Origin of the sequence: Haloferax denitrificans ATCC 35960, assembly GCF_000337795.1 — an archaeon.
Taxonomy (GTDB): Archaea; Halobacteriota; Halobacteria; order Halobacteriales; family Haloferacaceae; genus Haloferax; species Haloferax denitrificans.
On the sequence record NZ_AOLP01000019.1, the window covers coordinates 206876 to 230813 of the forward strand.

Genomic DNA, 23938 nt, shown 5'->3' on the forward strand with positions numbered 1-23938 from the left:
TCGCGGCGCTCGTGAGGGCGTCCGACGCGCCCGCAAACTCAAGCCTTAACCCGCGGCCGACCCCACGTGGTGGCATGGTCGAAACTGAGACGTACACCATCGAGGGACCGGACGGAGACACCGAAGCGCTGGAACTCCCCGCGGGCCTCGTCGACATCTTCGCGGAGCAGGGCGAAGACCCGACCGACGTCGTCGCCGACGTCGTCGTGCAGGCGTTCGCACAGCAGGCCCACGTCGTCGCGCACCACAGCGAGGGCGGCGCGCCGGCCGACATCGCCGAAATCAACGAAAAGATGGAAGAGCTGTTCGAAGACCGCTTCGGCGTCCCGCTGTCGGACGCGCTCGGCCACTCGCACTAAGCCGCATTCGCGGCTCGCAGTTCGCTGTTTTCTCTGCCGTTCCGAGTCGAAGGGGAGAGCCGCGCGTCTGAGCCGTCGCGGCGGGTCCGCCGCGCTCAGATGAACGCCAGCGGGACCATGACGGCGAAGCCGGCGACGAGCCCCGCGAGCAGTTCGACCCGGCCGCCGCGCGGGAGGCGCTCGCCGAGTTCGAGCGCCTCGGGGATGAACTCCGTGAGGACGAGAAACACCATCGCGCCCGCGGCGAAGCCGAAGCCGAACGGGAGGAACTCCCGGGCGATGCGGACGAAGTAGAAGGCGATGACCGCGCCGATGGGCTGGGGCAAACTGGAGAAGATGGCCCACCAGACGAGCTTCCAGTTCGAGACGTTCATCGACCGGAGCGGGATGGAGATGGCCAGCCCCTCGGGGACGTTGTGAATCGAGATGGCGATGGTCATGAACACGGCGAGTAGCGGGACGACGAAGCCGAACAGCTGAACGCCGCCGTCGAGGCCGAGGTCGGCGAACGAGACGCCGACGGCGACGCCCTCGGGGAAGCTGTGGACGGTGAGGATGCCGAGAATCAAAAGCAGTTTGCGGAAGTCGGCCTCCTCGTACTGCTTGGGGTTGACGTCCGCGCCCTCGATGACGCGGTGGGCGACGACGACGAGCGCGACGCCCGCGAGCATCCCGACGCCGAGTTGGAGCGGCGTCCCGTTTGCGAGCCCCTCGAAGACGAGGCCGAACAGCGACGCCGACACCATGATGCCCGAGGCGATGCCCCACAGCGCCACGTTCCAGCGGTCGCTCACGTCGGAGACGAAGAAGAACGGAATCGCGCCGAGACCGGTCGCGATGGCCGTGACGAGCCCGGCGAGAAAGACGAACGTGAGAGCGGCAAACTGGTCCATACCGACCGTAGCCACTCGGCGCCGATAAGTATTATCATATCCCAGATATTTTTGGCTGGCCTAAACTATCGGATGCCGAGTAGAGGGCTTCAGATGGTTTAGACGGGCCAAAAAGTGCGCCCCGAAGTTAGAATAGATATTCTGATATATGTCGGCGCGAGCGGCGGCTCGGCGGCGGTAGTCGGCGAAGAAAGGTGTCGGTGCCGCGGTGCGCGCACACCGGGCACACTGGACGCACCGGGCGGAGCGTGTTCAGTCGTCGGCCGGCGACGCGCCCTCGGGGGAGTCGGTGTCGCCGCCCATCGGGGAGACGGGGGCGGCCGCGACGGAGCGGGCCGAACCCATCCAGCGCTCGACGTTGGCCGAGACGTAGTCGCGCGCGCCGAAGGCGACCGCGCCGCCGACGCCGATGGCGAGGGCCGCGGCGATGCCCCACGCGAACGCCTGCGCGATGGTGAACAGGATGGCCACGTCGATGCCCATCGTGCTCAGGCCGATGACGACCGCGGTGAAGTAGAGGAACATCCGGGTGCCGACCGCGAAGACGCTCGTGTACGGCGTCTCGGTCGCCGCGCGGGTCCGGGTGATGGCGTCACCGATGAAGTCGGCGACGACGAACCCGAGGACGATGACGAGCAGGCCGGCCACGAACGACGGCGCGTACGACGCCGCGGTCGAGACCCATTCGGAGAACAGGTCGACCGCGAGCACGTCGGCGGCCGCGAGGACGGCGATGGCGTAGACGAACCACTTGCCGAGCGTCCCGAACGCCCGCGAGACGGTCTTTTCGGTCCCGCCGAGAATCTTCCCGACGGGCGTCGCCAACACCGCCTTGTCGACCTCGACGCCGTCGGCGACTCGCGCGATGAGGCGGGCCGCGATACTGCCGATGAACCAGCCGACGATGAGGATTAACAGCGCGCCCACGAGCCGCGGGACGAACGCGAGCACGGCGTTGGTCAACTCTGCGATGGACTCGGTCAACGTGACTTGTAACGGGTACATTGTTGCGGGTGGAACATCGCGCTCCCGACAGATAGTTAATAATAGAAGAACCGTGAACGAAATTATCTCGTAATCGGTACCCTCAGATTTCGCCGATACTCGGCGGAAACGGACGAACAGACGGTTCTCGCGGTGGGTTTTTTGATTCTCATTCGACCGGTTCGCGGGCGGGACCGTCTCGGATTCGGGCGCGTCGGCCGCGATTTAATCTCAGCTTGATTCGTCGCCGCGGTCGCGAGAATCGGCGCGCTCGTCGGCGAGGCGACCGAGCTGTGTCGCGATTTCCTCCATGGCGACGACGAGTCGGGCGGCGTACCAGAGGACGACGGCGATGACGACGAGGAACACCCACGCGAGAATCTGCTGGGCGATGAACAGCGCGTAGACGAGCGTCAGCGCGAGGAAGACCGCGACGGCGACTTTCGCGCCGGCGGTCCGGTGGAGCGGCGCGTCGTCGGAAGTCATCGACATAGCCCGTGATTTACAGGGGACGGTGTTATGCGTTTGGCCGCCACGGGTCGGCGTCGATTCCTCCGGCTGACGAGCATTATCGGCCCAATTCCGTGGTATAAATCACGAATCATAGCGATTAATTGCGCTACTGTAGCGTGCCACCAAAGGCCGTGAGACCGCCCACACCACCGAGTTTATCAGTCAATGACGGGAATCAACAGGTAATGGGAGAGCTATCCGAATTGTTCGCGCCGAACCGAATCGCGGTGGTCGGTGCGACCGAGCGCGAAGGAGCAATCGGGCGGGCAATCATGGACAACCTCATCGACGAGTTCGACGGTGAGGTCGTTCCGGTCAACCCCAAGTACGACGAACTGTTCGGCCTGCAGTGCTACGGCGACGTCGGCGAGACGAACGCCGACCTCGCGGTCATCGTCGTTCCCCCGAAGGTCGTCCTGCCGGCGATGAAGTCCGCCGGGGAAGCGGGTATCCAGAACGTGGTCGTCATCACCGCCGGCTTCGGCGAGACGGGCAGTGAGGGCGCCGCCCGCGAGCAGGAACTCCGCGATATCGCCGAGGAGTACGACCTCAACGTCGTCGGCCCGAACAGTCTGGGCATCATGAACACGGACGTGGGCATGAACGCGACGTTCGGCCCCGACATGGCCCTCGACGGCAACATGTCCTTCATGAGCCAGTCGGGCGCGTTCATCACGGCCGTCATCGACTGGGCCAACGACGAGGACATCGGCTTCAAGGACATCGTCTCGCTGGGTAACAAGGCCGTCCTCGACGAGGCCGACTTCATCGAGACGTGGAACGACGACCCCGACACCGAGGTCATCATCGGCTACCTCGAAGGCATCTCGGCGGGCCGCGAGTTCATCGACTCCGCCCGCGACGTGACGAAGGACACGCCCATCGTCCTCGTCAAGTCCGGCAAGACCGACGCCGGCGCGCAGGCCGCCTCCTCGCACACCGGAACCATCGCCGGCTCCGACGCCGCCTACGAGGCCGGCCTCGAACAGGCGGGCGTCATCCGCGCGGAGTCCGTCCAGCACCTGTTCGACACCGCCCGCGTGCTGGGCGACCAGCCGCTCCCCGAGAACAAGGACGTGGCCGTCATCACGAACGCCGGCGGCCCCGGCGTCATGACGACCGACGCCATCGGCGAGTCGGAGCTGAAGATGGCCGACTTCACCGACGAGACGCTCGAAGCCTTCTCCGAGTCGCTCCCCGCCGAGGGGAACATCTACAACCCGGTCGACATCGTCGGCGACGCCGACAACGCCCGGTTCAAGGAGGCCCTCGACGTGGCGCTCGCCGACGACAACGTCGGCATGGCGCTCGTCCTGACCTGTCCGACGGCCGTCCTCGACTACAACCAACTCGCCGCCGACACCGTCGAGCTACAGGAGAAACACGACAAGCCAATCGCCGCCTGTTTCATGGGCGGCGAGCGCGTCGACGCCGCGTCCGACGTGATGAAGGACGCCGGCATCCCGAACTACTTCGACCCCTCGCGCGCCGTCGACGGCCTCGAGGCGCTCTCGAAGTACGCCGACATCCGCCAGCGCGAGTACGACGCGCCCACCGAGTTCGACGTGGACCGCGAGCGCGCCCGCGAAATCCTCGAAACCGTCAAGGACCGCGACGAGACCCGCCTCGGCGTCGAGGCGATGGAACTGCTCGACGCCTACGGCATCGAGACGCCGACCGGCGACATCGTCGACGACCCGGCCGACGCGCTCGAAGTCGCCGAAAACATCGACGGCAACGTCGTGATGAAAATCGTCAGCCCGGACATCCTCCACAAGTCCGACATCGGCGGCGTCAAGGTCGGCGTCGAAAACGAGGACGTCTACGACGCCTACGAGGACCTCATCACCCGCGCGAAGAACTACCAGCCCGACGCCAACATCCTCGGCGTGCAGGTCCAGGAGATGGTGAACCTCGACGACGGCGTCGAGACCATCGTCGGCATGAACCGCGACCCGCAGTTCGGCCCGCTCATGATGTTCGGTCTCGGCGGCATCTTCGTGGAAATCCTCGAAGACACGACGTTCCGCGTCGCGCCCGTCTCCGAGACGGAAGCAGAAGACATGACGAAGGAAATCGACGCCGCGCCGATGCTCCGCGGCGCCCGCGGTAACGACCCGGTCGACATCGGCGGCATCACGGAGACCATCCAGCGGCTCTCCCAACTCGTCACCGACTTCCCGGCCATCCTCGAACTCGACATCAACCCGCTCGTCGCCCTGCCGGACGGCGTGAAGGCCGTCGACGTTCGACTCACCGTCGACCCGGACGAACTTTAAACACTTCACCACCCTATCACTCAACAATGAACACGGTACTCGTCACCTCGACCGGAGAAAGCACCGGGAAGACCGCAATCACGCTCGCACTCGGCGTCCTCGCCAAGGAGCGCGGGCTGGACGTGGGCTACATGAAGCCCAAGGGCACCCGCCTGCAGTCCAGCACCGGCAAGACCCTCGACGAGGACCCGATGCTCGCCCGCGAACTGCTCGACATCGACGCCGAGATGCACCAGCTCGAACCCGTCGTCTACTCCCCGACGTTCATCCAGGGCGCGGTCCGCGGCAAGGAGAACGCCGAGGAGCTCTCGGAGGTCATCTCCCACCACTTCGAGGACATCTCGGCCGGCAAGGACCTGATGCTCATCGAGGGCGGCGGCTCCTACCGCACCGGCGGCATCGTCGACCTCACCGACGGCGACGTGGCGAACCTCCTCGACGCCGAGGTCATCCTCGTCGCCGACTACCAGCACCCGAGCGACCTCGACGACGTGGTCGCGGCGGTCGAAGACATCGGCCCCGACCGCCTCGCCGGCGTCGTGTTCAACCGCGTGAGCGACGCCGTCTACGACGAACTCGAAACCGAGATCGCGCCGTTCCTCGAAGCCCGCGGCGTCCCCGTCCTCGGCGTCGTCCCGACCGAGAAGGACCTCGCGGGCGTCACCGTCGAGGAACTCGCGAACGAACTCGGCGCGGACTTCGCCACCGATGCCCCGACCGACGCCTTCGTCGAGCGCTTCCTCGTCGGCGCGATGGGCGGCGACGCGGCGCTCCGCTACTTCCGCCGCACGAAGAACGCCGCGGTCATCACCGGCGGCGACCGCGCGAACATCCAGCGCGCCGCGCTCGAAGCCCCCGGCGTCAAGTGTATCATCCTCACCGGCGGCCACCGACCCGTCGGGGCCGTCATCGGCAAGGCCGAAGAGAAGGGCGTCCCGGTGCTCCTCGTCAACGGCGACACCCTCTCTGTGACCGACCGCGCCGAGGACATCGTCAGCACGGGCCGCACCCGCGACGAGCGCACGGTCAACCGGATGCGCGACCTGCTGTACGAACACGCCGACATCGACGCCATCATCGGCAACATCGAGCCGTCCGGTGACGGCGGTGCGGCTGACGACGGTGCGGCTGACGACGACGCGGCCGACGGCGACGACGAGTAACGACCGACGCGTCGGCACGGCATCGACTGCTTTTTTCGGGATTCGAACTCAGACGCCGTTCTGGCCACCCTCGCGGCTATCGAGGTAGTCGTTGAGGAGCGACGGCGCGAACACGCCGACCGCGAGCAACGCGAAAAACGAGAGGACGAACTCGCCGGTGACTATCTCCACGAGATAGGCGATGGGGAGGGCGGCGAGGACGAACCCGATGATGACGAGCGTCTGACGGGAGAACATACGCCCGCAACGTTAGTCAGCGATTTAACAGCTTTGCGCCTAACAGCGCCAGCCGCGGTCGGTGTCGTTCAGGAGTTCCGCGCCGTCTTCGGTGACGACGACGAGGTCCTCGATTCGGACGCCGAACTCGTCGGGGAGGTAGACGCCCGGTTCGACGCTGAACACGTTCCCGACTTCGAGTTCGCGGTCGCTCCCGGCGACGATGTAGGGTTCCTCGTGCACGTCGAGGCCGACGCCGTGGCCGGTCCGGTGGATGAAGCGGTCGCCGTAGCCCGCCTCCTCGATGACCTCGCGGGCCGCGCGGTCGACGTCGCCGGCGGCGACGCCCGGTTCGACGGCCTCGACGGCGGCGGTCCGGGCGGCCTGCACGACGCCGTGGACCTCCGCGAACTCCGCGGGCGGCTCGCCGGCGAAGACGACGGTCCGGGTCTGGTCGCTCGGGTAGTGGTCGACGACGGTGCCGAAGTCGAGGACGACCGGGTCGCCCGACTCGATGACGCGGTCGCCGTGGCTGTGGTGCGGCATCGCCCCGTTCGGGCCGGAGCCGACGAGCGGGCCGAAGGGAATCCCCTCGCCGCCCTCGTCGGCGAGGAGGCGCTCGATTTCCGCGGCGAGTTCGTTCTCGGTCATGCCGACGGCGTCAGCGCCCATAGTCGCGGACGCGCTCGACGGCGCGGTCGACGGCCGCCCCGGCGCGGCGGAGCGCGTCGAGTTCGGCGTCGTCCTTCCGCGCGCGGAGCGGCGCGACGACCTCGCCCGCGAGACCGAAGTCGGCGGCGGGGAGCGCCGCCCGGAGGTCCTGCGAGAAGCGCGCCCACATCGTGTCGTCGACGAGGACGCGGCCGCCGGCGAGGTCGAGGTCCGAGACGATGTCCGCGAGGGCGTCCCGCGGGTCGTCGTCGTCGCTCCACGTGCGCACGTCCGCGACCCACGACTCGGCGCGGACCTGCGTCTCGTAGAGGTCTGGGACGAGAAACACCGGGTCGCCCTCGCGGGGGACGAAAAGAAGCAGATGGCGCTCCGCGGGCGCTTCGTCGAAGCCCGAGAGGTACAGCAGGTTTCGGCTGGGGAACAACACGGTCGCGTCGGCGTCCGCGTCGGTCAGTCGCTGTTGGCAGGCGCGGGTTCGTCGTTCGAAGGGCGTCATGCGAGTCGATACGAGCGCCGGGAGAAAAGCGTGGGCGGTCCGCGAGCGCGTGCCGGGGCGCTGGCCACCGGTCGGCCCGTCCCGCGGGCGACCTACGCCCCGAGGTCGAGCGGGTCGTAGAGCTGGCCGGTGATGGACTCGAAGGCGTCGGAGGCGGTCACGAGGCCGACCACGGAGCCGCTTTCGGGGTCGCGGACCATGGCGAGTTCCTGATTCTCTGCTTGGAAGCGGTCGATGAGGTCGCTGACCGAGAGGTCCGAGGGTACCGAAAGCGGGGGCGCGGCGATGTCGTCGAGGCGGCGGTCGCCCGACTGGAGGCGGTCGATGTTCGAGAGCACCGTCGGCGCGTAGACGACGCCGCGCACGTCGTCCAGCGAGTCGCCGACGAGCGGGAACCGCGAGTGCTGGGGGTTCGCCCGGACGCGTTCGAGGCTCTCGTCCGTGGTCGCGTCGGCCGAGAGCGCGACGACGCGGTCCGCGGGGACCATCACGTCGCGAACGGGTAACTCCCCGATTCGGAGCGCGTTGAGCACCTCCTCGCGGCGGTCCTTCGGAAGCGAGCCCTGCGAGAGGATGTCCCCCATCTGGCTTCGGACCTCGCCGCGACTGAGACGGGGTCCCTCTCCCGCGGAGCCGTCGCCGTCCTCGTCGTCGATTTCGGCTTCTTGCCACGACCGGGTTATCTCCACGCCGCCGAGCGACAGCAGGCGCTTTGCCAGCCAGTCGGCGACGACGATGACCGGGTACATCAGCTTCGTCCAGCCGTAGAGGACGGGCGCGGTGTACTTCGCCACCGCGCGGGAGCGCTCGACGCCGAGATACGTCGGCACCTGCTCGCCGAGGACGACGTGCGAGAGGTTGATGACGACGAGCGCCAGCCCGACCGAAAGCGACGTGTGGGAACCCGCCGTTCCGCCGCCGCCGAGGACCGCGTCGAAGGTGGCCGCGACGGCCGGTTCGGCGACGACGCCGAGGCCGACGCTGGCGATGGTAATCCCGACCTGACAGCCCGAGAGATACACCTCCAGCCGTTCGGTCATCTCCCACGCGAGTTCGAGACCGCGGGAGCCCTCGAAGGCGGACTCGTCGAACTGCGGGACGCGCGTCATCGCGAACTCCGAAACGACGAAGAAGGCGTTCGCGAGCAACAACACGAGGCCGCCGCCGAGGCGAAGCGCGGTTTCGACACCTACCATGTGAGCCGAGCGTTCGAACCGGACACCCCTGAGGGTGTCGGCTCGGACCGGCGGTGCGAACCTCTCGCGGGCGATGCACTGCCGGGGGACCGAGTCCGAGCGGTCCAAATCGGTCCGAAGCGGCCGGTGTGCGAGATAAACCTTAGCGCTCGAACAGTTTTATCTCGCGAGGCGTCGCATTGTCACTCATGAGTTGGAAAGCAATCGACGCCCTCGACGACGCTCGTGACGCCACGGCGTCGCTCCTCCTCCCGTTCGACGCGGGCCGCTGGGCGCGCCTCGCATTCATCGCCCTCTTCATCGGTGGGCTCGGCGGAAGCGGTGGTGCCGGAAGCAACAGCGGCACGACCGTGAGCAATGGAGGCGGGTCGACCGACATTCCGGTCGACTCGTTGCCCGGGTTCGTGACGCCCGAAAACGTCATCGCCGCGGTCATCGCGCTCGTGGCGGTCGGCCTCGTCCTCGGCCTCATCTGGTCGTTCGTCGGCTCCGTGATGCAGTTCGTCCTCGTGGACGCCGTCGTCACGAAAGACGTTCGCATCCGCAAACCGTTCCGCGAGCGCTTCTGGCTCGGCGTCAGACTGTTCGCGTTCCAAATTGGCCTGCTCATCGCCATCATCACGGTCATCGGACTCCCGGTCGCGGCCGTATACTTCGGCTCCGTCGCGGTCACGCCCGGGATTGCCCTCCTCGCCATCCCGCTTGTGTTTCTCGCCATCGGGCTACTGTTCGTGAGCGCCATCATCGTGCAGTTGACGACCGACTTCGTCGTCCCGACGATGATAGCCGAAGACCGCGACCTCCTGTCGTCGTGGGGCCGGGTCGTTCCGGTGTTCCGCGCCGAACTCTCCGAGTTCGGACTGTACGTCATCGTCCGGTTCATCCTCGGCATCCTCGCGAGCATCGCCGTCGGCATCGCGGCGCTCCTCGCTACCGTCGTCGTCGCCATCCCCTTCGCCATCGTCGGCGGCGCGGCGTTCCTCGCGCTCAACGCCGCGAACGTCGCGCTGTTCTCGACGGTCGGACTGGTCGTCTTCGGCGCGCTCGGGGTCCTGTTCGTCCTCGCGGCCATCGCTGTCAGCGCGGTCGTCCAGATGCCCGTCGTGACGTACTTCCGGTACTACTCGCTGTTCTTGCTCGGGAGCGCCGACGACTCGCTCGACCTCGTCTCGCAGTTCCGGTCCGACGACGACTCGTCGGCCCCCGAGGGCCCGACGCCCGCCTGAGAGCCGACGACACGCTCGCAGGTCCGGCGCGCTCGCCCGTCGAGCCCTGAACCACCCGTCACACTCCGTTTTTCGCGCCTCGTCGACGTGCCCGTCTCGGGCGATAAGCGGTGATTAATTAATACGTTGACACGCATCGGTGCCGGTATGTCCTTCGAATGGGTCTCGTACTTCACGTGCGAGGAGTGTGGGCTGGAGCGCCCGTCGGTGGAGGTGCCCTACGACCGACTCGGCTACGCGGTCTGTCCGAACTGCGGCGCGGAGACGCGCCCGGCCGCCCCGGCGACGACCGACGCGTCGACGCTGGCGGATGGGTAGACACTTCGGCCTCCGCCGTCATCGCCCGGTATGAGTTGGACGGAGGTCCGCCGAGACGACCGCATCGTGGAGTGGGAACGGAGCGACGGCCACGCGACCATTCGGCTCCGACGCGGGCCGAACGCGTGGCACGTCAGGGTCGACCGACTCTACCAGTCCGCCGAGGGCCGCGGCTACGAGGGCGAGCGCTTCGAATCGGAGCCGGATGCCCGCGAGGCCGTCGACGCGTGGAAAGCCGAGTACGACGTGGAGAACTGAGCTACTGGAGTCGGCGCGTCGTCTCGACCAGCGGGTGTCGGGCGTAGTCGACGATGTCGATGTCCGAGATGGACTTCAGACCCTCCTTTTCTGCGGTCCGTTGCATCCCGAGTTCGACGGGGTCGTCGACGACGATGACGTAGGCGTCCATCTCCTCGATGCCGATGCGGTCGGCCGCGAGGACGCGGTGGTGGCCGTCCGCGAGGAGCAACGTCCCGTTGTTGTCGATGACGACGAGCGGCTCCGCGAGGCCGCGTTCGAGTTCGTACCGGCGGCCGTCGAGTTCGTCGGCGTAGACGCGCGCCTGCGTGGGAATGAGGTTCGAAAGCGCGACGGTCCGGCGCTCTTGGTGGACCGTGATGCCGTGAATCTGTTCGAGCGTCCGCATGAGTTTGCCCACCTTCTCGGGCGTCGCGCGCTCGATTTGGCTTCGGATGACGTCGGTGTTCGAGATGATGCCGACGAGGTTGCCCGCGTCGTCGACGACCGGGAGCTTCTGGATGCCCGACCGAAGGATGACGCGGGCGGCGTCGTTGACGTCCATCTCGGGATGGGCGACGACGAGGTCCGTCGCCATCACCGTCTCGATACTCGCGTCGTCGTCCGACAGGAGGATGTCTCGGGCCGTGACGAACCCCTCGGCCTTGCGACCGTCACAGACGGGAAATCCGTTGTGGCCGTCGCTTTCCGCGATGCGTTGGGCGACGTCCGCGACCGTGTCGGTCGGAGAGACGGTCTGGACCTCGCGCGTCATGTACTCCTTGACGGTCGCTTTAGTACTCATCTCCCACCTGATAGGGCCACCGTCGGCAAAAACGTGTGGGCGCTTACTCATCGATCGGGTACTCGAAGGCGACGTCGGTATCCAGACTCGGCGTCGGCGTCGCGTGCTCCAGCGTCTCGAACATCCGCCCGGCGACGATGTCCGTGACGATAGTCGCGAGCGACTCCCGAGAGTCGTCGCCCACGTCGTCGAGAATGCCTAACGGAATCTGTGCGCCCGCCATGTCGGCGTGGCCGCCGGCGCTCCCGATGGTGCCGAGGGCGTCTCGAAACGCCTCGCCGAGGTCGACCCGCGCTCCGCGGGCGCGACCGGAGACGTAGACCGTCCCGTCCATCAGGCCGTAGACGACCGTCACCTCGACGCCCTCCATCCCGAGGAGGTGGTCGGCGGCCTGCGCGAGGGCGTCCCGCTCGCGGATGTCGCCGACGTTCGTCGTGAGAACGTTGCCCCGAACGTCGCGGTTCGAGATGGCGCGGGCGAGCGTCTCCATCGTCTCCGAGGTCAGACTCGGCGTCTCGACCCGTTCGAGCAGGGCCATGTCGACGTGGGGGATGAGGAAGGCGGCGGCCTCGAAGTCGGCCGTCGAGACCTCCCGCGTGAAGTCGTTGGTGTCGACCTGAATCCCGAACAACAGCGCCGTCGCGACCGTCGTGTCGGGGACGATGCCGAGCCGGTCGAGGTACTCCGCGAGAAGCGTGCTCGTCGCGCCGACGCCGCGTCTGAGGTCAACGTACGCCGCCTCGACCGGCGCGCGCGGCGGGTGGTGGTCGATGACGATGTCGATTGTCGTCTCCGGCGGGAGGCGGTCGTTGACGCCCGGCCGGGAGTGGTCGACGAGCGCGAAGCCGGCGTACTCGTCGTCCGAGGGCACCTCGTCGAGGACGCGGAGGTCCAACTCGAGGAGGTTGACGAGCGCGCGGTTCTCCTGATGAGAGATATCGCCGAAGTAACACGCGTCGGCCTCGACGCCCGCGCGTTCGGCGATGGCTTGTAGCGCCAGCGCCGCGGCGATGGCGTCGGGGTCCGGGTTGTCGTGCATCACGACCGCGAGTCTGCCGTCGACGTTTCGGAGCACCCGCATCAGGCGGTTCAACCGCTCCGTGTGCGACGTGCCGACGGCGTCGAGGATGCGGTCTGTGACCACTTCCTGCGGGTCGATGACCTCGTCGGCGAGGGCGTAAACCTCGTCGCGGACCGACGGCTCGGCGTCGTCGCCGAGGTAGACGACAAGCGGCGCGTCCGGGCAGTGTTCGCTGGCCGCGCGCGCCGCGTCGAGGTTCAACCGTGGGGACTGTCCGCCGACGATGACGAGGTCGACCCCGTCGGGATAGGTCGACGGGTCGGCGGGGTCGCCCTCTCTCGCGTCGATGCCGTCCGAGCGGAGGTCCTCGGCGCGCCCCTTCCGGTCGGTGACGACCGTCACCGTCCCGCCGCGGCCGGCGAGTTGCTCGACGAGGTCCCCACCGAGTGACCCACAGCCGAGAACCAGGCGACGTACCATACACGGACGGTCGAACTCCGGCCGCAAAACCCTACCGTCCTCCTACCCGGCGATGATATTATGTCATGTCATACCATGACACATGTACGATGGAACTCGAGACGCAACTGCTCCCCGAGTCGCGAGCCGAGTCGTTCGTCCGAACCTGTCGGACCGTCGTCGGCGACGACCTCAGGAGCGCGACGTACTTCACCCACGACCGCTGTGAGCAGATATACCTCCGGAGCGACCTCGAAGCCGACGCCGACCTCACCGGGTTCGTCGAACACGAGACCGACGGGTTTCAGGCGCGGACCGCCTACCGCGGCTCCGAGCTCGGCGACTACCGCTACACCGTCCGCGCGTTCGACCACGGCTATCTGACGCGGGTGACCGCCGACGACAGGGGCGTGTTCGTCACGACCGACGGCCTGACGCTCAGGCGCTCCGAGGAGTTGGCGTCGGCGCTCGGCGAGTTACTGCGCGAATAAAAGAAAACCGAACCGGAACCGGAACCGGAACCGGAATTCGCCGGAACGCTCAGAAGAGCGCCGCGGCGACGGTCTGGGCCGTCTCGATGACGGGCTGAGAGCCGGGCAGGAGCAGGACCGTCCCGACCGCGGCGAAGACGATTGCCACGTACATCCCGACCGGCTGACTGCCGATTTCGAGGTTCGCCGACGGCTCTTCTATCCACATCGCTTTCACGACGCGGCTGTAGTAGAACAGCGACAGCGCGCTGTTGACCGCGCCGACCGCGGCGAGCCACCAGAAGCCGGATTCGATGGCCGAGAAGAACAGCGCGTACTTCGAGAAGAAGCCGCCGAACGGCGGCAGGCCCGCGAGCGAGAACATGAAGACGGTCATCGCCGCCGCGGCGATGGGTGCCTTCGACGCGATGCCGTTGTAGTCCTCGAACGTGCGGCCGAGGCCCCACTTTTCGACCATGGCGATGAACAGGAACGCGCCCGTGTTCATGAAGCCGTAGACGAACAGGTGCGCCATGCTCGCGCCGAGCACGTCGCCGTTCGCGGCACCGCCGTCGACGGTGATGGCCGCGAGACCGATGAGCGCGTAGCCGGCGTGTCCGATAGAGGAGTACGCCAGCATGCGCTTTACGTTCTGTTGGGTCGCCGCCGCGAAGTTACCGAGCGTCATCGTGACGACGGCGAGCAACGCGAACAACAGCGACCAGTCGACGCTCCCGCCGCCGATCGACGTGACGGTTCCGAGGGGGAACGCGACCGTGAAGACGCGGAAGGCGACGACGAAGCCGGCCGCCTTCGACGCCGACGAGAGGAACGCGCTCACCGGCGCGGGCGCGCCCTCGTAGGCCTCCGGCGCCCAGAAGTGGAACGGGACGGAGGCGGTCTTGAACGCGAAGCCGCCGGCGATCATCAGCACGCCGAGGCCGAGGACGCCGACGAGTTCGGTGCCCTCCGCGAGCGACGCGGCGATTTCCGGGAGCACCAGCGAGCCGGTGACGGCGAACACGAGGCTGATACCGAACGCGAACACCGCCGACGACAGCGCGCCGATGAGGAAGTACTTCAGACCCGCCTCGATGCTCCCGCGGTCCTCCTTGAGGAACGCGACGAGCGCGTACGAGGGCAGGGACGCCAGTTCGAGGCTGACGAAGACGGTCGCCAGCGAGTTCGACATCCCCATGAGCGTCATGCCGGTCGCGGCGAACAGCACGAGGGCGTAGAACTCGCCTTGGTACCGCTGGTCCGCGAGGTAGTCGTACGAGGCGACGGAAACCATCGCGGCGACGCTGGTGAAGATGAGCGTGAAGAACAGGCTCATCCCGTCGACGACGAGCGCGTCGCCGTACAGCGATATCGCGCCGCCGGTGGACTCCATGCCGGTTCCGCCGATGAGGAACCAGCCGGCGATGCCGCCCGCGGCGAGCGCACCGAGCGTCGCCGTGCCGGCCAAGAGGCCGTTGTTCGTGGAATCCGGGTCGATGGTGTCGATGAGCAGCAGCGCGAGACCCGTCAGCGCGAGCACGATGGCCGGAGCCGTCGCAACCCACTCAGGGGTCGATTGGAGCGGCGTCATCTAGAACGCACCTCCCAGTTCGAGAATCGGGGTAACCGCGTCTTGAATCATCGTGAAGAAGATGTCCGGAGAGACACCGAGCACGATGGTGAGAAGCAACAGCACCGCGAGGGGTGCGACGTCGTGGAACGGCGCCTCAGTGATGTCGTAGTCGCCGTCGAACCGGAAGGGTCCGAACAGCGTCCGCTGCATCGCAAACAGCAGGTAGCCGGCGACGATGACGATACCGAACATCGCGGCGCCGGTGAAAAGCGGCATGGCCTCCATCACCGTGGACTCGAACGCGCCCTTGAAGATGAAGAACTCGGCCGCGAAGCCGGCCATGAGCGGCAGGCCCATGTAGCCGAACGCGCCGGCGACGAAGATGCCCGCCGTGACGGGCATCCGGTCGGCGATGCCGGACATGTCGCCGACCATGCGCGTGTGCGTCGTGTTGTAGATGACGCCGACGGCCATGAACATCAGACCGGAGATGAGGCCGTGAGCGACCATCTGGAAGGTCGCACCGCCGACGCCGTAGGTGGTGTAGGCGATGAGACCGAGGATGACGTACCCCATCGACGAGACGGAGGAGTACGCGACGATGCGCTTGAGGTCCTGCTGTGCCAGCGCGAGAAGCGCGCCGTAGATGACGCTCGCGACGGCGAGCAGGGCGATGGGGAGCGCGAAGGCGCGCGCCGTCTCCGGGAGCATCGTGAAGTTGAACCGGAGCAGGGCGTAGGTACCCATCTTCAGGAGGACCCCGGCCAGCATGACCGACACCGGCGTGGGGGCCTCGACGTGTGCGTCCGGAAGCCACGTGTGAAGCGGGGCGACCGGGACCTTGACCGCGAACCCGATGAACATCGCGATGAACGCGACCGACGCGAGCGCGCCGGCCGACAGTCCCGCGAAGCTCCCGAGTTGACCGGCCTGCAACGCCTGTGCGATTTCCGGCAGGCGGAGCGACGTGATGGAGTCGCCGAGGCCGAACACGAGCGAGACGAACCCGATGAACATCACGAGCGACGCGATGTTCGTGTAGACGAAGAACTTGATCGCCGCGTACTTGCGGCGGGGACCGCCCCAGACGCCGATGAGGAAGTACATCGGGAGCAGGACGGCCTCCCAGAAGATGAACCAGACGAAGAAGTCGAGCGCCGTGAAGACGCCGAGCAGGTTCGCCTCCATCAGGAGCATCAGTCCGAAGAACTGGGACTGACGCTCCGAGATGGGCGTCCACGCGCTGACGATAGCCAGCGTGGTGAGGATGGTCGTGAGGACGACAAGCGGCATGCTGATGCCGTCGACACCGACCATCCAGTGGATGTCGTACTGGCCGAGCTGCAGCCAGACGACGTCTGTCTCGAACGCGATGTTCCCGCCGAGAAGGGCGTTCCCGCTCGCGTCGTACTGTTGCCACATGTAGAGGCTCCCGACGACGGGAGCCAGACTCAGCGCGAAGGCCGCCTTGCCGGCGTACCGGTCCGGCAGGACGAAGGTGACCAGCGCGGCGAGGAACGTGACTGCGATGAGCGCTTCGATTATCATGCGAACCAACCTCCGAGCAGACCCAGACCGAGAAGGAGCGCGGTCAGACCGAGCGTGAGGAGCGCCGCGTAGTTGCTCACCACGCCGGTCTGAATGCGCTTGACGCGACCGCCAGCGAACAGACTCACGCTGGAGACGCCGTTGACGACGCCGTCGACGATGCCCTGGTCGAACTTATCGAGGGCGCGCGAGATGGGCTGAACGACGCCGGTCGCGATCCAGACCTGGTACTCGTCCTGGTAGTAGTTGTTGTACAGGACGGTCTTGATGCTCCCGAGCTTGTCCGTGTGTTCGACGGGCTCGGGGACGTTGTACAGGCGGTAGGCGAGCCCAGCGCCCGCGAGGGCGAGGGCGAGCGAGACCAGCCCGGGCGCGATGGAGCCGATGCCGGCCGGGTGGAGCCCCGCGCCGACGCCGCTTTCGAGCACTTCGAGGTAGTGGTGCGCGGTCAGCGACGAGATGCCGCCGTCGAGCCAGTCGTGGAGGAACGTGAGGTGAATCCCCGTGAGGTCCTCCACCGGGGCCATGTTGACGAGGCCGGTGACGGCCGCGAGCACGCCGAGGACGGCCAGCGGGAACTTGACGTTCCAGCCGAAGCCGTGCGGGTCGCGCGCGGTCTCGCTACGCGGTTCGCCGTGGAACGTGAGAAACACCATCCGGAAGGTGTAGAACCCGGTGAAGAACACGGCGATGAGCCCCATCGCGTACGCGATGAGGAAGACGGTTCCGAGACCGCCGTCGGTCCCGAGGCCGTGGTTGAGCGCCTCGTAGAGAATCTCGTCTTTCGACCAGAAGCCGGCGAACGGGACGATGCCGGCGAGGGCGAGCGAGCCCGAGAGGAACGCGTAGTACGTCACGGGCATCTTCTCTTTGAGGCCGCCCATGTCCCACATGTTCTCGTTGTGGTGCATCGCGATGATGACCGCACCGGCACCGAGGAACAGAAGCGCCTTGAAGAAGGCGTGGGTGAGCAGGTGGAACGTCGAGGCGACGTAGCCGCCGACGCCGAGCCCGAGCATCATGTAGCCGTACTGGCTGATGGTCGAGTACGCGAGCACCTGCTTGATTTCCTTCTTGACGACGCCCATCGTCGCGGCGAAGAGGGCCGTGAAGCCCCCCACGAGCGCGATGATACCGAGCGTCGTCGGGGTCAGCGCGTAGAAGCCGTACATCCGGGCGACGAGGTAGACGCCGGCCGCGACCATCGTCGCCGCGTGAATGAGCGCGGAGACGGGGGTCGGACCTTCCATCGCGTCCGGAAGCCACGTGTGCAGGGGGAACTGCGCGGACTTGCCGACGACGCCCCCGAGAACGAGGAGGCCGACGACGGTGAACCACGCCTGTTCGCCCATGCCGAGGAACGTGTTGACCGCGTGCTCGCCGTGGAGCGCCTCCTCGGCGAGAACCGGGAACGCCTCGGGGCCGGCGAACGCCGCCGAGCCGAACGTCGCGAACACCGCGACGACGCCGATGAGGAAGAAGTAGTCACCGAAGCGGGTGACGAGGAACGCCTTCTTCGCGGCGCTCGGCGGGCCTTGCTGGCGGAACCAGAAGCCGATGAGCAGGTAGGAACACAGCCCCACCAGCTCGAAGAACATGAACGCCATGAGGAGGTTGCTGGACACGACGAACGCCAGCATCGACGCGGTGAACAGGCCGAGTCCGGCGTAGTAGCGCGGGAGGCCCGTCTCGCCCTCGTCGTTCATGTAGCCGAGGCTGAAGATGTGGACGAGGACGGCGACGAGCGTCACGATGACGAGCATCATCGACGAAAGCGGGTCGATGAGCAGGCCGAAGTCGAGCGAGACCGCGTCGCCGGCGCCGGTCGCCCACGTGTAGATGTGTTGGTTGTAGGTCTGTCCGCCGCTGACGGCGAAGAACGTCGCGATAGACAGGACGAACGAGCCTGCCGTCGCGCCGATGCCCGCCAGCGCGCCTCCCTTCGGCATGTACCGTCCCGCCCCGAGCGCGATCAGGAACGAGAGGAACGGGAGGAGGACGATGGCCGGAGCGAAGTCTAAGATACCTGCCATAATGTTACCACCTCATCGTGGTCGCGTTGGTCACGTCCACGCCGTCGAAGTTGCGGTACAGTACGAGGATGATGCCGATACCGACCGCCACCTCGGCGGCGGCGAGCGCCATCGTGAACAGCCCGAACGTCTGGCCCGTCACGTTGCCCCAGTAGTAGGAGAACGCGACGAGGTTGATGTTCGCGGCGTTCAGCATCAGTTCGACCGACATCAGGAACAACAGCGCGTTCCGACGGGTCAAGAGGCCGAAGATGCCGATGCAGAACACGGCGGCCGACAGGACGAGGTAATACTGCGCGGGCACCATCAGTTGTCGCCCTCCCCGTCGTCGAACAGCGTCTGCTTGAGTTCCCGACCGCCGTCGGTCAGGATGGTCCGCATCTGCCCCGCGGTGTCCTCGCGGCGAGCGAGGAGCACCGCGCCGGCGAGCGCGGCGACGAGCACGAGGTCGATGATTTCGAACGCGACCAGCATGCTCTCGCCGTCGACGCTTCCGAACCCGAGGTTGAACATCGAATAGCCGATGCTCGCGGTGATGTTTGCTCCCTCTGCGAACCCCTGTGGGTCCGGGAACGACGCACCGAGGAACACGACCGCCATCACGACGAACAGCGCGACGGCGGCGAGTCCGGGCACGAGGTGCGAACCGAGTTTCAGCTGTGGTTTCGTGGTCATGTACTACTCACCTCCGGATTGATACGCGTCAGCATCACGGCGAACGTGATGAGAATCAGAACCCCGCCGACGTAGACGAGGACCTGCATGGCGGCGAGGAACTCCGCCTGCAACATCACGTAATGCACCGCGACGCTCAAGAGCGCGCCCCCGAGCAGGAGTGCGGAATGCCAGATGTCCCGCACGAGGACGACGCCCAGGCTGCAGCCCACGGTGATGAGGGCGAACAGCGCGAACGCGATGGTTTCATAAACCATTGTGTGTGTCTCCTTGAGATATCCCTTTGAACATTTCGAGAACGTCCTCAGCGTCCGGTAGCGGACGCGGGCTGACGGGACTCGAACGATTCACTCGCGGTCATGTTACTGGTAGTCGACCTCTCCTTCGCCCTCGCCGACCCACGCGTTGCGGTCGGGGTTGCGGGAGTTGAGCGGGTCGATATCCTTGTACCACGGGACGTTCTTGAGCTGTTCTTTGTTGTAGACGAAGTCGTTTTTCGTGTCCGCCGTGAACTCGAAGTTCTGCGTGAGCAGGATGGCGTCGACGGGACAGACCTCCTCGCACAGCCGGCAGTAGATACACTGGCCGATGTGGAGGTTGTACTGCTCGCCGTTGCGCTTGTCGTCCTGAACGATCTGAATCGTGTCGTTCGGACAGACGTTCTCACACTGGCGACACCAGATACACCGCTCTTGGCTGAACTTGTGGACGCCGCGGAAACGCGGGCTCACTTCGGGCGCGGTCTCGGGGTACTCGACCGTGAACGTCTGCCCGTCGAGCGCGTGCTTCAGCGTCACTGCCATGCCTTTCAGAATTCCGATCATGCAATCACCCCCACGATGATGGCCGTGAGAACCAGGTTGGCGAAGGAGAGCACGAGCATCCCCTTCCAACCGATTTCGAGGAACTGATCGACGCGAAGGCGCGGCACCGCAGAGCGCGCCCACTGGGTGAACAGGAAGAACGCCCAGATTTTGATGGTGAACCAGACGAACCCGGGCAGGACCGGGCCCGCCGGACCGCCGAGGAACAGGGTCGCCGCGATAGCGCCGCCGAGGAAGATGTGGATGAACTCACCGAGGTAGATGAGCACGAAGTAGACCGAGGAGTACTCGGTCTGATACCCGGCGACGATTTCGGTCGGCGCTTCGGGGATGTCGAACGGGTTGCGGCCGACCTCCGCGAGGTTCGCGATGACGAACAGCGCGAACGCGAAGGGGTTGACGAACGCGAACCACGTCGGAATCGTCACGCCCGCGACCGAAAGCAGTGGTTCGGCCTGCACGGCGACGATTTCGCTCATCCGGAGCGAGCCGGCGAAGATGACGACCGAGGCCGCCGTGATGACGAGCGGAATCTCGTAGGCGATGTTGGCCGCGACGGCGCGGAGCGCGCCGATAAGCGAGAACTTGTTATTCGATGCGTAGCCGGTCATGACGATGCCCAGCGAGGCGATAGACGCCGCGGCGAAGGCGAACGCGAGGCCGGTCTCGGGGTCGGCGAGCTGGATGCCGTTCCCCATCGGGATGACGGCGAACCCGAGCAGTGCGGAGAAGGGGATGACCATCGGCGCGAGGTCCCACGCGGGACGGTCGACGCCCTCGGGAACGATGAGTTCCTTCGACAGCAGTCGGACCGCGTCCGTGACGATGGTCAGGAGGCCGAACGGACCGATTCGGTTGACCGCGATGCGGTCACCGAAGGCGGCCGTAATCTTCCGCTTGGCCCACGGTCCGGCGAACGCCGTCATGATGAGCATGATGTTGGCGACGAGGAACGCGCCGACGAGTCCGCCGACGACGTCACCGAGGACGCCTTCGAGACCGAGGAGGCCGCTGATCGTGTCCGGAAGAACTGCCTGCAGACTCATTACCGGTCCACCTCTCCGAGGACGATGTCGAGACTGCCGAGCGAGGCAATCATGTCCGGGATGTACTCACCCTCGGACATCTCGGGGAGCGTCTGTAGGTTCGAGAAACACGGGCTTCGAATCTTGAAGCGGGCCGGCTTGTCGGTGCCGTCGGCGCGGATGTAGATGCCGAGTTCGCCCTTCGCGCCTTCGACGGCGCGGTAGATTTCCGTGTCCTCCTCGGGCTTGAGGGTGCGCGGAACGTTGGCCTGGATGTTCCGCTCGTCTTCGGGCCAGTCTTCGAGGAGGTCGACACACTGCTGGATGATCTTGGCCGACTCCTCGACTTCGCGCATACGCACGAGCAGGCGCGAGAAGTTGTCACAGCCGTCCTCGACGACGACGTCCCAGTCGAGTTCGTCGTAGTAGCCGTAGGAGTCGTCGCGCCGGAGGTCGTAGTCGATGCCGGAGCCGCGGGCGACCGGGCCGGTCGCGCCGTAGCTCTTTGCGACTTCCGGCGGCAGGACCCCCGTGCCGACCGTGCGGGCCTGCAGAATCTCGTTCGAGGTAATCATGTCGTGGTACTCCTCGAGCGCCTGCGGAAGCCCGTCGAGGAAGTCACGAACCTTCTCGAAGAACTCCTCGCGGGGTTCGGGGAGGTCCCAGACGACCCCGCCGAGCCGGAAGTAGTTGAACATCATGCGCTGACCCGTGAGGTCTTCGAGGATGTTCTGGACGATTTCGCGGTCCCGCATGGCGTACATGAAGATGGCCGTGAAGTCGCCGTACACGTCCAGCGCGAACGTGCCGAGCGCGATCATGTGCGACGCGATGCGGCACAGTTCCGCGCCCATCGTGCGGATAATCTGGGCGTACTCGGGGACGTCGATGTCCGCGAGGTCCTCCGCGGTGCGGGCGTAGGCCCACTCGTTCAGGAGGCCGGCCGAGATGTAGTCCCAGCGGTCGGGGTACGGCATAATCTGGTGCCGGTAGGTCCCCTGCTGGCACATCTGCTCTTCACAGCGGTGGAGGTAGCCGATGTCGGCGTCGAGGTCGACGACCTGCTCACCGTCGACGACGGTCTCGACGTGCAGCACGCCGTGGGTCGCCGGGTGGTGGGGACCGATGTTGATGTACATCGTGTTGCTGTCCCCCGCGGCGCGGTGGTCCTCCTCCAGCGGGTTGGCGTGCTCGCGGAGCGTCGCTATCTGCGGGCGGTCCTGGTCGTAGTCGAGTCCGAGCGGGTGACCCTGCCACGTGTCGGGCAGGAGGATGCGACGCAGGTCCGGGTGGTCTTCGTACTGGATGCCGACGAGGTCGTACGCCTCCCGTTCGTGCCAGTCGGCCGTCCGGAACACCGGCTCGGCGGACTGACTGACCGGGTTGTCCTTCGACGTGGGCACGACGACCGAGACCTCGTCGGTCCGGTCGTCGAACTTCGTCAGGTGGTAGATGGACTCGTAGCGGTCCTCGTACTCCTGTGCGGTCACACACGAGAGGTGGTCGAAGCCGGCCTCGTCGCGGAGCTTGAACAGCGCGTCTTGGACCTCGTCGGGACGGATGACGAGGCCGGGCGCGTTCATGTGCTCTTCGCGGCCGACGACGAGGTCGCCGAGCAGGTCGGCGAGTTCGTCGCCGCGGCTGACGCCCGATTCGAGTTCCGCGGGCTCGTCGGACTGTTGTTCTTCGAGGCTCATGGCGAATCAGCCCAGTTGTACCGCATGACGAGGTCGTCTTCGTCGATCTGCGCGGCGAGTTTGTCGACGATTTCGTCGGATTCGAGGTCGCCGAACTGCTCGAGTTCGTACGGCTTGACCGTCACCGGGCTGGACTCGCCGTTCGCGATGCGCTCTTGGAGCTTCGCGATGCCGTAGATGAGCGCCTCCGGGCGCGGCGGACAGCCGGGGATGTGGATGTCCACCGGGATGACCTCTTCTGCGCCCTTGATGACGTTGTAGCCCTCCTGGAACGGGCCGCCGGAAATCGTACACGACCCCATGCCGACGACGAACTTCGGTTCGGGCATCTGGTCGTAGACGCGCTTCATGCGCGGGGCGAACTTCGAGACGATCGTCCCCGGCACGATAATCACGTCTGCCTGTCGCGGCGACGCGCGCGGCACACCCGCCGCGAACCGGTCCAAGTCGTGCTTGATCGCGTAGGTGTGCATCATCTCGATGCTGCAGCAGGCGATACCGAACTGCAACATGAACATCGAGGAGCCGCGGACCCAGTTCATGAACTTGTCGAACTTCGTGAGGATGAACGGTGACGAGCCGAACGCCTCCCGAAGCTTCGAGTTGAACCGGTCGTCAGCCCCCGCCATGCGGGCGTCGCGGGTCTCGGTCTGTACCTGTGTATCGTCCGTGACGAATGGCTTCTGTTCGCTACTCATGCATCTTGTCTCTCTGTCTTACGACGACTTGCCTGCGGGCTTTTGACCCACTTGACTGCGCCGTTGCGCCACGCCCAGACGAGGCCGATGACGAGGACGCCGATGAAAACGAGCATCGGCGTCAGAATCGTCGCCAGCGACGCGCCCTGTTCGAGGGCGGAGCGGTAAATGACCGTCCACGGAAAAATCAGGACGGTCTCGATGTCGAACACGAGGAACAGCAGCGCGACCATGTAGTACTGAATGTTAAACTGGACGCGCGCCGTGCCTGTCGGCACCTCACCACTCTCGTACGTGGCACTCTTTCCTTGTTCCGGTACGCTTGGGCGAAGCAGCGCCGACACCGCCATCATCGCGAGCGGTAAGCCGACACCGACCAAACCCATCGCACCGATTGCAATCCAATCACTCATGCCGTGTCTCCCTGACGTGCGGCGGTTAGAAGCGCTCCCCTATAAACATTGATTTGTGTGTTTCGGGCGCGAGAGAGCTTCTATTTGGAAAATACGCGAGAGACGCCCGGAACCCCGTGCGGGCGGGGTTTCGACGCCGGTAGCG

25 protein-coding genes and 1 pseudogene are annotated in these 23938 nt (G+C 66.1%); 7 read left to right on the forward strand and 19 right to left on the reverse strand.

Annotated elements, in window-relative coordinates; all coding sequences use genetic code 11:
* Positions 1 to 74: 74 nt before the first annotated feature.
* Positions 75 to 359 (forward strand): DUF7545 family protein, encoded by a 285-nt coding sequence (locus C438_RS17355; protein ID WP_004971014.1) that lies wholly within the window; start codon positions 75 to 77, stop codon positions 357 to 359.
* Positions 360 to 454: 95 nt separating this feature from the next.
* On the opposite strand, the gene C438_RS17360 is transcribed toward C438_RS17355, so the two are convergent.
* The 3 genes from C438_RS17360 to C438_RS17370 all read right to left on the reverse strand — a co-directional run bounded on the left by C438_RS17360 (position 455) and on the right by C438_RS17370 (position 2728).
* Positions 455 to 1252, reverse strand: a complete 798-nt coding sequence (locus tag C438_RS17360; protein ID WP_004971015.1) for a ZIP family metal transporter — start codon at positions 1250 to 1252, stop codon at positions 455 to 457.
* A gap of 252 nt (positions 1253 to 1504) precedes the next feature.
* Positions 1505 to 2257 (reverse strand): mechanosensitive ion channel family protein, encoded by a 753-nt coding sequence (locus C438_RS17365; protein ID WP_004971016.1) that lies wholly within the window; start codon positions 2255 to 2257, stop codon positions 1505 to 1507.
* A gap of 210 nt (positions 2258 to 2467) precedes the next feature.
* Positions 2468 to 2728, reverse strand: coding sequence for a hypothetical protein (locus tag C438_RS17370; RefSeq protein ID WP_004971017.1), 261 nt, complete (start codon positions 2726 to 2728; stop codon positions 2468 to 2470).
* 206 nt (positions 2729 to 2934) lie between these two features.
* Here C438_RS17370 and C438_RS17375 point away from each other — a divergent pair, with 206 nt between their 5' ends.
* Entirely contained in the window at positions 2935 to 5028 is a 2094-nt protein-coding gene (locus C438_RS17375; protein ID WP_004971018.1) for an acetate--CoA ligase family protein, read from the forward strand.
* 26 nt (positions 5029 to 5054) lie between these two features.
* On the forward strand, positions 5055 to 6191 hold the full coding sequence (locus C438_RS17380) for a phosphotransacetylase family protein (protein ID WP_004971019.1): 1137 nt from the start codon (positions 5055 to 5057) through the stop codon (positions 6189 to 6191).
* A gap of 48 nt (positions 6192 to 6239) precedes the next feature.
* On the opposite strand, the gene C438_RS17385 is transcribed toward C438_RS17380, so the two are convergent.
* The 3 genes and pseudogenes from C438_RS17385 to C438_RS17395 all read right to left on the reverse strand — a co-directional run bounded on the left by C438_RS17385 (position 6240) and on the right by C438_RS17395 (position 8771).
* Positions 6240 to 6428, reverse strand: coding sequence for a hypothetical protein (locus C438_RS17385; protein ID WP_004971020.1), 189 nt, complete (start codon positions 6426 to 6428; stop codon positions 6240 to 6242).
* A 39-nt stretch (positions 6429 to 6467) separates the two neighbouring features.
* A pseudogene (locus C438_RS17390) lies at positions 6468 to 7575 on the reverse strand (M24 family metallopeptidase).
* 92 nt (positions 7576 to 7667) lie between these two features.
* Positions 7668 to 8771 (reverse strand): hemolysin family protein, encoded by a 1104-nt coding sequence (locus tag C438_RS17395; protein ID WP_004971021.1) that lies wholly within the window; start codon positions 8769 to 8771, stop codon positions 7668 to 7670.
* A gap of 188 nt (positions 8772 to 8959) precedes the next feature.
* Here C438_RS17395 and C438_RS17400 point away from each other — a divergent pair, with 188 nt between their 5' ends.
* From C438_RS17400 to C438_RS17405, 3 genes are all read left to right on the forward strand, one after another.
* On the forward strand, positions 8960 to 9997 hold the full coding sequence (locus C438_RS17400; protein WP_004971022.1) for a DUF7544 domain-containing protein: 1038 nt from the start codon (positions 8960 to 8962) through the stop codon (positions 9995 to 9997).
* A gap of 147 nt (positions 9998 to 10144) precedes the next feature.
* Positions 10145 to 10315, forward strand: a complete 171-nt coding sequence (locus C438_RS19810) for a hypothetical protein (protein WP_004971023.1) — start codon at positions 10145 to 10147, stop codon at positions 10313 to 10315.
* Between the two features lie 30 nt (positions 10316 to 10345).
* A complete protein-coding gene (locus C438_RS17405; RefSeq protein WP_004971024.1) occupies positions 10346 to 10573 on the forward strand; it encodes a DUF7543 family protein in 228 nt (75 codons plus the stop codon).
* A gap of 1 nt (position 10574) precedes the next feature.
* Here C438_RS17405 and C438_RS17410 read toward each other — a convergent pair whose 3' ends face one another.
* Both C438_RS17410 and C438_RS17415 read right to left on the reverse strand, forming a co-directional pair.
* On the reverse strand, positions 10575 to 11357 hold the full coding sequence (locus C438_RS17410; RefSeq protein WP_004971025.1) for a CBS domain-containing protein: 783 nt from the start codon (positions 11355 to 11357) through the stop codon (positions 10575 to 10577).
* Positions 11358 to 11400: 43 nt separating this feature from the next.
* Positions 11401 to 12858 carry a DHH family phosphoesterase gene (locus C438_RS17415; RefSeq protein ID WP_004971026.1) on the reverse strand — a complete coding sequence of 486 codons (1458 nt, stop codon included), beginning with the start codon at positions 12856 to 12858 and terminating at the stop codon, positions 11401 to 11403.
* Positions 12859 to 12947: 89 nt separating this feature from the next.
* Here C438_RS17415 and C438_RS17420 point away from each other — a divergent pair, with 89 nt between their 5' ends.
* Complete coding sequence (locus C438_RS17420; RefSeq protein WP_004971027.1) at positions 12948 to 13328, forward strand: DUF7522 family protein; 381 nt, start codon at positions 12948 to 12950, stop codon at positions 13326 to 13328.
* A gap of 49 nt (positions 13329 to 13377) precedes the next feature.
* Here the strand turns inward: C438_RS17420 and C438_RS17425 are convergent, their stop codons facing one another.
* The 11 genes from C438_RS17425 to C438_RS17475 all read right to left on the reverse strand — a co-directional run bounded on the left by C438_RS17425 (position 13378) and on the right by C438_RS17475 (position 23793).
* On the reverse strand, positions 13378 to 14898 hold the full coding sequence (locus C438_RS17425) for an NADH-quinone oxidoreductase subunit N (RefSeq protein WP_004971028.1): 1521 nt from the start codon (positions 14896 to 14898) through the stop codon (positions 13378 to 13380).
* Entirely contained in the window at positions 14899 to 16428 is a 1530-nt protein-coding gene (locus C438_RS17430; protein WP_004971029.1) for a complex I subunit 4 family protein, read from the reverse strand.
* Entirely contained in the window at positions 16425 to 18461 is a 2037-nt protein-coding gene (nuoL, locus tag C438_RS17435; RefSeq protein ID WP_004971030.1) for an NADH-quinone oxidoreductase subunit L, read from the reverse strand. The genes C438_RS17430 and nuoL overlap by 4 nt, the downstream gene beginning before the upstream one ends.
* 4 nt (positions 18462 to 18465) lie before the next feature.
* Positions 18466 to 18768, reverse strand: a complete 303-nt coding sequence (gene nuoK / locus C438_RS17440; protein WP_004043958.1) for an NADH-quinone oxidoreductase subunit NuoK — start codon at positions 18766 to 18768, stop codon at positions 18466 to 18468.
* Entirely contained in the window at positions 18768 to 19136 is a 369-nt protein-coding gene (locus C438_RS17445) for a hypothetical protein (RefSeq protein WP_004971031.1), read from the reverse strand. The genes nuoK and C438_RS17445 overlap by 1 nt, the downstream gene beginning before the upstream one ends.
* Positions 19133 to 19393 (reverse strand): NADH-quinone oxidoreductase subunit J, encoded by a 261-nt coding sequence (locus C438_RS17450; protein ID WP_004971032.1) that lies wholly within the window; start codon positions 19391 to 19393, stop codon positions 19133 to 19135. Before C438_RS17450 ends, C438_RS17445 begins: the two co-directional genes overlap by 4 nt.
* A 105-nt stretch (positions 19394 to 19498) precedes the next feature.
* A complete protein-coding gene (locus C438_RS17455) occupies positions 19499 to 19960 on the reverse strand; it encodes a NuoI/complex I 23 kDa subunit family protein (protein ID WP_004971033.1) in 462 nt (153 codons plus the stop codon).
* Positions 19957 to 21006, reverse strand: a complete 1050-nt coding sequence (locus tag C438_RS17460; RefSeq protein WP_004971034.1) for a complex I subunit 1/NuoH family protein — start codon at positions 21004 to 21006, stop codon at positions 19957 to 19959. Before C438_RS17460 ends, C438_RS17455 begins: the two co-directional genes overlap by 4 nt.
* Positions 21006 to 22682 (reverse strand): NADH-quinone oxidoreductase subunit D, encoded by a 1677-nt coding sequence (locus C438_RS17465; protein ID WP_004971035.1) that lies wholly within the window; start codon positions 22680 to 22682, stop codon positions 21006 to 21008. Before C438_RS17465 ends, C438_RS17460 begins: the two co-directional genes overlap by 1 nt.
* Positions 22679 to 23380, reverse strand: a complete 702-nt coding sequence (locus C438_RS17470; protein WP_004971036.1) for an NADH-quinone oxidoreductase subunit B — start codon at positions 23378 to 23380, stop codon at positions 22679 to 22681. The genes C438_RS17465 and C438_RS17470 overlap by 4 nt, the downstream gene beginning before the upstream one ends.
* A complete protein-coding gene (locus tag C438_RS17475) occupies positions 23377 to 23793 on the reverse strand; it encodes an NADH-quinone oxidoreductase subunit A (RefSeq protein WP_004971037.1) in 417 nt (138 codons plus the stop codon). Before C438_RS17475 ends, C438_RS17470 begins: the two co-directional genes overlap by 4 nt.
* Positions 23794 to 23938 lie beyond the last annotated feature (145 nt).

Coding starts and splice junctions, on each gene's coding strand:
- C438_RS17355 (WP_004971014.1), top strand. CDS start 75: ATGGTCGAAACTGAGACGTACACCATCGAGGGACCGGACGGAGACACC.
- C438_RS17360 (WP_004971015.1), bottom strand. CDS start 1,252: ATGGACCAGTTTGCCGCTCTCACGTTCGTCTTTCTCGCCGGGCTCGTC.
- C438_RS17365 (WP_004971016.1), bottom strand. CDS start 2,257: ATGTACCCGTTACAAGTCACGTTGACCGAGTCCATCGCAGAGTTGACC.
- C438_RS17370 (WP_004971017.1), bottom strand. CDS start 2,728: ATGTCGATGACTTCCGACGACGCGCCGCTCCACCGGACCGCCGGCGCG.
- C438_RS17375 (WP_004971018.1), top strand. CDS start 2,935: ATGGGAGAGCTATCCGAATTGTTCGCGCCGAACCGAATCGCGGTGGTC.
- C438_RS17380 (WP_004971019.1), top strand. CDS start 5,055: ATGAACACGGTACTCGTCACCTCGACCGGAGAAAGCACCGGGAAGACC.
- C438_RS17385 (WP_004971020.1), bottom strand. CDS start 6,428: ATGTTCTCCCGTCAGACGCTCGTCATCATCGGGTTCGTCCTCGCCGCC.
- C438_RS17395 (WP_004971021.1), bottom strand. CDS start 8,771: ATGGTAGGTGTCGAAACCGCGCTTCGCCTCGGCGGCGGCCTCGTGTTG.
- C438_RS17400 (WP_004971022.1), top strand. CDS start 8,960: ATGAGTTGGAAAGCAATCGACGCCCTCGACGACGCTCGTGACGCCACG.
- C438_RS19810 (WP_004971023.1), top strand. CDS start 10,145: ATGTCCTTCGAATGGGTCTCGTACTTCACGTGCGAGGAGTGTGGGCTG.
- C438_RS17405 (WP_004971024.1), top strand. CDS start 10,346: ATGAGTTGGACGGAGGTCCGCCGAGACGACCGCATCGTGGAGTGGGAA.
- C438_RS17410 (WP_004971025.1), bottom strand. CDS start 11,357: ATGAGTACTAAAGCGACCGTCAAGGAGTACATGACGCGCGAGGTCCAG.
- C438_RS17415 (WP_004971026.1), bottom strand. CDS start 12,858: ATGGTACGTCGCCTGGTTCTCGGCTGTGGGTCACTCGGTGGGGACCTC.
- C438_RS17420 (WP_004971027.1), top strand. CDS start 12,948: ATGGAACTCGAGACGCAACTGCTCCCCGAGTCGCGAGCCGAGTCGTTC.
- C438_RS17425 (WP_004971028.1), bottom strand. CDS start 14,898: ATGACGCCGCTCCAATCGACCCCTGAGTGGGTTGCGACGGCTCCGGCC.
- C438_RS17430 (WP_004971029.1), bottom strand. CDS start 16,428: ATGATAATCGAAGCGCTCATCGCAGTCACGTTCCTCGCCGCGCTGGTC.
- nuoL (WP_004971030.1), bottom strand. CDS start 18,461: ATGGCAGGTATCTTAGACTTCGCTCCGGCCATCGTCCTCCTCCCGTTC.
- nuoK (WP_004043958.1), bottom strand. CDS start 18,768: ATGGTGCCCGCGCAGTATTACCTCGTCCTGTCGGCCGCCGTGTTCTGC.
- C438_RS17445 (WP_004971031.1), bottom strand. CDS start 19,136: ATGACCACGAAACCACAGCTGAAACTCGGTTCGCACCTCGTGCCCGGA.
- C438_RS17450 (WP_004971032.1), bottom strand. CDS start 19,393: ATGGTTTATGAAACCATCGCGTTCGCGCTGTTCGCCCTCATCACCGTG.
- C438_RS17455 (WP_004971033.1), bottom strand. CDS start 19,960: ATGATCGGAATTCTGAAAGGCATGGCAGTGACGCTGAAGCACGCGCTC.
- C438_RS17460 (WP_004971034.1), bottom strand. CDS start 21,006: ATGAGTCTGCAGGCAGTTCTTCCGGACACGATCAGCGGCCTCCTCGGT.
- C438_RS17465 (WP_004971035.1), bottom strand. CDS start 22,682: ATGAGCCTCGAAGAACAACAGTCCGACGAGCCCGCGGAACTCGAATCG.
- C438_RS17470 (WP_004971036.1), bottom strand. CDS start 23,380: ATGAGTAGCGAACAGAAGCCATTCGTCACGGACGATACACAGGTACAG.
- C438_RS17475 (WP_004971037.1), bottom strand. CDS start 23,793: ATGAGTGATTGGATTGCAATCGGTGCGATGGGTTTGGTCGGTGTCGGC.